Here is a 6,322-nt window from a genome sequence, read left to right as displayed (position 1 = left end):
AATTCCGGGATGGTCATGCTCATAGGCGGCGCCATCTTCTTGAGGATGGCTTCCTTACGCTCTGTGGAATAACGCACGTTGATCACCTCTCAATCCGTTTAGGTGACAACTACGCTGGCAGATAGGGGAGCGGCCCCACCAAGGGCTAGACGATGCTACACCTGATGAAGTGTACTTCTCTCAACCACTGATCCAGGCGGCCTGACGCCGATGATGACCTGATCCGAGCTTAGACGACCCGTCAGGTGGTCCAAAGGATGGGGTCCACTTCACACACCGCGCTCAAGGAGGCAATATGTCGCTCGATTCCGAAGGTCAGAAACGCCGTGAGTTCATGCGGAACTCACTGACCGTCATCCCTGCCGTCACCTTGGCTCCAAGCCTGCTGTTCAGCCAGTCGTCGGATGCGGCGACCCCACCTCTTCATCAGTACGTTCCTGCGTTTTTCAACGAGGAAGAATGGGAATTCATTCTCTCCGCCACCGATCGCCTGATACCTGAAGATGAACATGGTGCCGGGGCCTTGACGGCCAACGTCCCAGTTTTCATCGACAAGGAGTTGAGTGGAGACTACGGGCAGGCGAGCGACTGGTACATGCAAGGCCCCTTTCACCCGAACGCCGATCCCGTCTTTGGTTATCAGCTCCCCCACACACCTGCAGAACTCTATCGCTTGGGGATTCAAGGCGCCCGTCACCATGCCAAGCAACAAACGGGACAGGAATTCACTGACCTTTCATCAGAGCAGAAAGATGCGCTGCTAACCGACCTGGAAAATGGACGAGCTGATTTCAAAGCCGCAGGGATACCCGATCTCCCTTCCGCCACCTTCTTTGCTTTTCTCTTGCAGAACACACGCGAAGGGTATCTCTCCGATCCCATGTATGGCGGAAACCGGAACATGGTGGGCTGGAAGATGCTTGGCTTCACTGGCGCTCGCGCCAGCTTCCGCGAGTGGGTCACACAACATGATGTGCCCTATCCGCTCGGTCCAGTCAGCCTTGCCGGAAAGCGCGGCTGATCAGCACCGCTCAAATTATTCAGCCAATCTCCCACTGGACGACGGGTAACAGGAGCAACGGATGCCCCAATACAGAAATTGGCCAGTACGCCTCGCACTCCTGGCGGCTGCCGTGAGTGCCGCAGGTGCGGCAATGGCCGTTCTCGGTGACAGCCCTACACATAGTCAGTCCTCTATCAGTACGGATAGTGCGGCCAATCCCCAACTGATCAAGCGCGGCGCCTACCTGGCCCGAGCAGCAGATTGCATGGCGTGCCACACCCGTGAGGGCGCGAGTAAAGAGTACGCAGGGGGACGCCCCATCGAGAGTCCCTTCGGTACCATCTACGCCACCAATATCACGCCAGCGCCCAAGGCAGGGATCGGGGAATATCGTGAGCAGGATTTCGCCGCTGCTCTGCGACAAGGGATACGTGCAGATGGCAGTTATCTGTACCCGGCAATGCCGTACCCGTCTTATGCCAGCCTGAGTGACGACGATATCAAGGCACTGTATGCCTATTTCATGGAGGGAGTACCCCCTGTCACCGAGCCCGCACCGGAGACCTCTCTCAGCTTCCCATTCAATCAGCGCTGGGCGATTCGGTTCTGGAACTGGCTGTTCGTCGATGAGGTATCGAATACCTCTTCCGCCAATCATTCCAGGGATCTCTCTGGTGATCGACAGCAACTGTTGGAGCGTGGACGCTATCTGGTGCAAGGCGCGGGACATTGCGGCAGTTGTCATACGCCCCGCGGCCTGTTCATGCAGGAAAAAGCGCTCAACGACCAGGACGGCGACGAGTACCTGGCTGGAACTGAGCTGAACGAGTGGCAGGTACCTTCTCTGCGTGGGGGCGACGCATCAGGATTACGCGATTGGTCGGAAGACGATGTCATCGATTATCTGGCCACTGGACGCAATCGCCACGCCGCGACTGGCGGCGAAATGACCTCTGTCATTCAGCACAGCACGTCTCACCTCACTGATGCGGACTTATCGTCCATCGCGGCCTATCTGACGACGCTGGGCGCCACGGACAAGCAACGCGCCTCATCCGCCCCCGCATCGACGCCATCTTCCCACACAGCACCGGATGCCACGACACGGCAACTGACGAGCGCGACTTCCCTGGACGAGGGGGCTCGTCTGTATCTGGACAACTGCAATGCTTGTCATTTCGCCAATGGCAGAGGGGCAGATAGCGTCTTCCCCCCGCTTTCCGGTAACACCCAGGTCAACGCGGACAATCCGACAGCCCTGATCAGTACCATTCTGTATGGCGCACAGTTGCCGTCGACACCAAAACGCCCGGAACGCTTGCAAATGCCGGGCTTTGATTGGCGCTTGAGCAACGAGGAAGCCGCCAGCCTGGCAAGTTTTGTCCGACAGAGCTGGAGCAATGACGCCTCCAGGGTGACTCCTGAGCAGGTGGCGGAAGTGAGGCAGGCACACGGGCCTGTCAATCATGCGCAACAAGGCCGACCTAACTCCCTAGGCCACGCGCCCGAAGGCGCCACGTCCACTCCTCTGTCGAACTGAAAGGAATCAAGACATGTCCGTTACACAACCAGACGTCGATGTCGTCATCATCGGTCTTGGCTGGACCGGGTCCATCATGGGCCTGGAAATGACGAGCGCTGGATTGAACGTGCTGGCGCTTGAGCGCGGGGAAGATCGGAGCAAAGAAGACTTCCTGTATCCCAAGCCTGCCGATGAGCTCAAGTACGGCGTACGCCTCAAGATGATGCAGCGCCCACGTCAGAGCACTGTCACGATACGACGCAATCGCCAGGAACAGGCCGTTCCCCAGCGTCATTGGACAACCTTCCATCCCGGTGATGGCGTGGGCGGCGCGGGTTCGCATTGGACAGGCGTGCTATATCGCGCCACACCAAACGAACTGGCACTCAGGAGCTTTGCCGATCGCACCTTTTCTCCCGGGTTTCTGCCTGAGGACATGACCATCCAGGACTATGGCGTCAGCTATGAAGAGCTGGAACCTCACTATGACTTCTTCGAAAAGGTCGCAGGCTTATCCGGTCAGGCTGGCAATATCCAAGGGGAAATGATTGAAGGGGGGAACCCCTTCGAAGGGCCGCGCAAGAACCCGTTCCCGCTCCCTCCCTTGCCGAGAACCCTGACGGACACCTTGTTCACCAAGGCGACCAAGGCACTAGGCTGGCACCCTTATCCCTACCCTTCTGCCAATGTGTCAGGCGCCTGGACCAACCCCTATGGCATGCAATTGGGTCCCTGCAACTTCTGCGGCTTTTGCAGTAACTACGGATGCCTCAACTATTCCAAGGCATCCCCACAGACCTGCACGCTTGATGCACTCAAGCAACGCCAGAACTTCGCGTATCGGACGGGCTGTGAAGTCACACGTATCGTGAAGCACGAGGAAGATGACACGGTCAAAGGGGTCATCTATCGCGATACTGATGGCAATGAGGTCTTTCAGCCTGCGGGCATGGTCATTCTTGCCTCATTTCCCTTATCCAATGTCCGCTTGTTGCTGTTGTCCGAGATTGGAAAACCCTATGACCCGGAAAGCAACACCGGGGTGGTGGGACGCAACTTCTCCTACCAGATCACGGGCTCCATGGATCTTTACTTCAAGGATCATCAATTCAACCCCTTCATCTCGGCTGGTGGCAGTGGACAGGTCATTGATGACTTCAGCCCCGATACCTTCGATACCGAGCAACACGGTTTCATTGGAGGCTCCTACATCTATACCACCCAAGGTCCGGGAGGCGCTATCGGTGCACTGCGCACGCCTCCGGGAACGCCGCAGTGGGGCAGTGAATGGAAAAAGCAGGTACGCGAGCACTACGGACATCACATGATGCTGGGCACTACCGGAACGAACATGTCCTATCGAGACGTCTACCTGGATCTGGACCCCACGTACAAGGATCCGCATGGTGATCCCTTGCTGCGCATGACCTATGACTGGAAAGATAACGACCTACGAATGACGGAATTCATGGCAGAGCGGATGCGTGAAATCGTCGCCCAGTTGCAACCGGACTATCATACCGAGAGCGTCAAACAGCGGGGTGACCACTTCGATCCCTCAAGTTATCAGTCAACGCATCTGACCGGTGGTGCCATCATGGGGACAGATCCAAAGACATCCGTCCTCAATCGATATCTACAGCATTGGGATGCGCACAATCTCTTCGTCATGGGGGCCAGTGCCTTCCCACAGAATATGCAACACAACCCCACGGGAACGGTCGCAGCCCTCACCTATTGGTCGGCACAGCATATTCGAGAACGCTATCTTGATAATCCGGGACCTCTGATGTCACGCAGTTGACTGCCCCACGCCACCCCATACCCTGTGTCCGATGAGATGTTCCAACCTCATCGTGACATGTCACTCGATGCCACTACGCCTGGTGCGTCTTCAGGGGCAGAATGGCCAGGCGTAGAAAAACGACAAGCTCTCTTTCCATGACATCCTCGACGCCCTCCAGCGCTGCCGAGGAAGGTGTCACACGCCTGAGGCCCCCCCCCCTGGAAGCGTTAATACCCCAATAGGGCTACGTATCTCGCACAGCAACTTCCACAGCGGGTTTCGTGCAGACGGCTCACTCTCGTATCACTTGTCTAAGGCTACCTGTGTAACAGCATCGGGATCACCAAACCGAGCGGTGATCCAGTCAATCAACGCCTGCTTGGCCGGAGAAGGTTCGGTGGGATTGACCTCGATCAATGCGTACCCGTGGCGTGTGTCATGACAAAAGTCACGAAGCGCCACCAGACGCCCAGAGGATAGGGCCTCATCACATAACCCATCCCATCCCAACGCCATGCCTTGCCCCGCAGCTGCAGCTTGCAACAGAAGTGGGTAGTTGTTCATGACCAGCTCACGCTGCCCGGAGACATGGCCGATCCCATGGGCCATGAAATACGCTGGCCAATCCATCCAGACCTGTCCGTGTGCGGCCGTCAAGGTCAGCAGCGGAAGCTGGCATAGCTGCTCAGGTTGCTCAATGGGCCCATGGCGCGCCAGAAAGTCAGGGCTACAGATGGGAAAGACCCGCTCGCGCAATAGCCGAGGCCGTCGGTCCTCTTCACCGCAGAATAACAGCGCAACGTCGATCTCCTGCATCGAATGATCGAGCACGCCCTGATTGGTCATGCAGTGAACGTCAATGCCCGGATTGAGCCGTCGGAACTCGGGCAGATTTGGCATCAGCCACGCACTGGCAAAGGCGAAATCGGTCAAGATATTGAGAGCCGGGGACGTCGTCAGTTGCTGAATGTCGCTGATGCTTCTCTCGATGACAGCAAACCCCTCCTGCACGCTCTGGAACAGCTGCTCACCTGCTTTCGTCAAGCGAACCCCACGATGCACTCGATTGAAGAGCGCCACCCCCAACGCATCTTCGAGCGCTCGAATCTGCTGACTGACGGCAGATTGGGTTGAGCGCAATTCCTGAGCAGCGTGCGTGAAAGCATGATGACGTGCAGCCACCTCGAACACACGCAACAGGTTGGGTGACACATGACGACCGATGTTTGCCATAAGTTCAGGTAATACCCTCTGATTAACAATGGGCCAGTTTACAGATTCATGCCGCTCATGGAGACTCGCGACTTGCATAATATCTTGTGATGACCCGGTCCTCTCAGAAGACGTCGTTTCGCCATATTCCATAATCAAATGTAATGCATAGAGCCTATGACTCGTTTAGCCCCTCATTTCCTGCATCACATCCGATTACGGCCTGCTACAGCGCTGCCTCCCCCCATGCCTGGGTAGCGACGTCGTCTCCAGTTTGCCTGCACCATCAGGCCTTGAGGCATGCCGCCTGCGAGTGCACGTATTCCCGCCAGATCCCTATTGCAAGCAGCGCCCCCATGCCTGGACTGCCCTTTCCGGCTGACACGGCAACTCTAAAATAATTGTCGCATCGACTCCCTCCCCATTATCGCAGGAGCTTGAGATTGAGCATGACACCAAAGGATGTAGCGCATCTTGCGACGCATGATGCATCTCAAACGGATTCAAGCAATCATCTCAACCACGCGGTCTTTCGCTATTCACTGATCGCCATCGTACTGCTTGTGGCGTATGCCATGGGCTTCACGGAGCAGGCCACCGCCTTCTTCGGGTATTGCCTCGACTGGATAGGCAATACCTTCGGCTGGTATTACATGCTGGCCGTCACACTTTATCCCGGCTTATTCATGAGGCCGACCTGAAAACGAAGATGGCGAGTGGTTTTCTCTTGTAGAATCAGGATGTTCCTGCCAGAACACGATTCAAGAGGACCACTCGCCATGGGTGAAACCCTAACGAC

5 protein-coding genes are annotated in these 6,322 nt (G+C 56.6%); 4 read left to right on the top strand and 1 reads right to left on the bottom strand.

Annotated features, from left to right (window positions below; genetic code table 11):
- Positions 1–295: 295 nt before the first annotated feature.
- The 3 genes from IZU87_RS16840 to IZU87_RS16830 all read left to right on the top strand — a co-directional run bounded on the left by IZU87_RS16840 (position 296) and on the right by IZU87_RS16830 (position 4,329).
- On the top strand, positions 296–1,021 hold the full coding sequence (locus IZU87_RS16840) for a gluconate 2-dehydrogenase subunit 3 family protein (protein WP_213115307.1): 726 nt from the start codon (positions 296–298) through the stop codon (positions 1,019–1,021).
- 61 nt (positions 1,022–1,082) lie between these two features.
- On the top strand, positions 1,083–2,543 hold the full coding sequence (locus tag IZU87_RS16835; RefSeq protein WP_249330714.1) for a cytochrome c: 1,461 nt from the start codon (positions 1,083–1,085) through the stop codon (positions 2,541–2,543).
- A 13-nt stretch (positions 2,544–2,556) separates the two neighbouring features.
- A complete protein-coding gene (locus IZU87_RS16830; RefSeq protein ID WP_213115306.1) occupies positions 2,557–4,329 on the top strand; it encodes a GMC family oxidoreductase in 1,773 nt (590 codons plus the stop codon).
- Between the two features lie 285 nt (positions 4,330–4,614).
- Here the strand turns inward: IZU87_RS16830 and IZU87_RS16825 are convergent, their stop codons facing one another.
- Positions 4,615–5,544: a LysR substrate-binding domain-containing protein gene (locus tag IZU87_RS16825; RefSeq protein ID WP_213115305.1), complete on the bottom strand. Its 930-nt coding sequence runs from the start codon at positions 5,542–5,544 to the stop codon at positions 4,615–4,617.
- A 428-nt stretch (positions 5,545–5,972) separates the two neighbouring features.
- Between IZU87_RS16825 and IZU87_RS16820 the strand changes: the two genes are divergently transcribed.
- Positions 5,973–6,224 carry a BCCT family transporter gene (locus tag IZU87_RS16820; RefSeq protein WP_213115304.1) on the top strand — a complete coding sequence of 84 codons (252 nt, stop codon included), beginning with the start codon at positions 5,973–5,975 and terminating at the stop codon, positions 6,222–6,224.
- Positions 6,225–6,322 lie beyond the last annotated feature (98 nt).

The organism is Cobetia sp. MC34, assembly GCF_018340035.1.
In the GTDB taxonomy this organism is placed as follows: domain Bacteria; phylum Pseudomonadota; class Gammaproteobacteria; order Pseudomonadales; family Halomonadaceae; genus Cobetia; species Cobetia amphilecti.
This window is presented reverse-complemented; position numbering and strand designations above follow the sequence as displayed.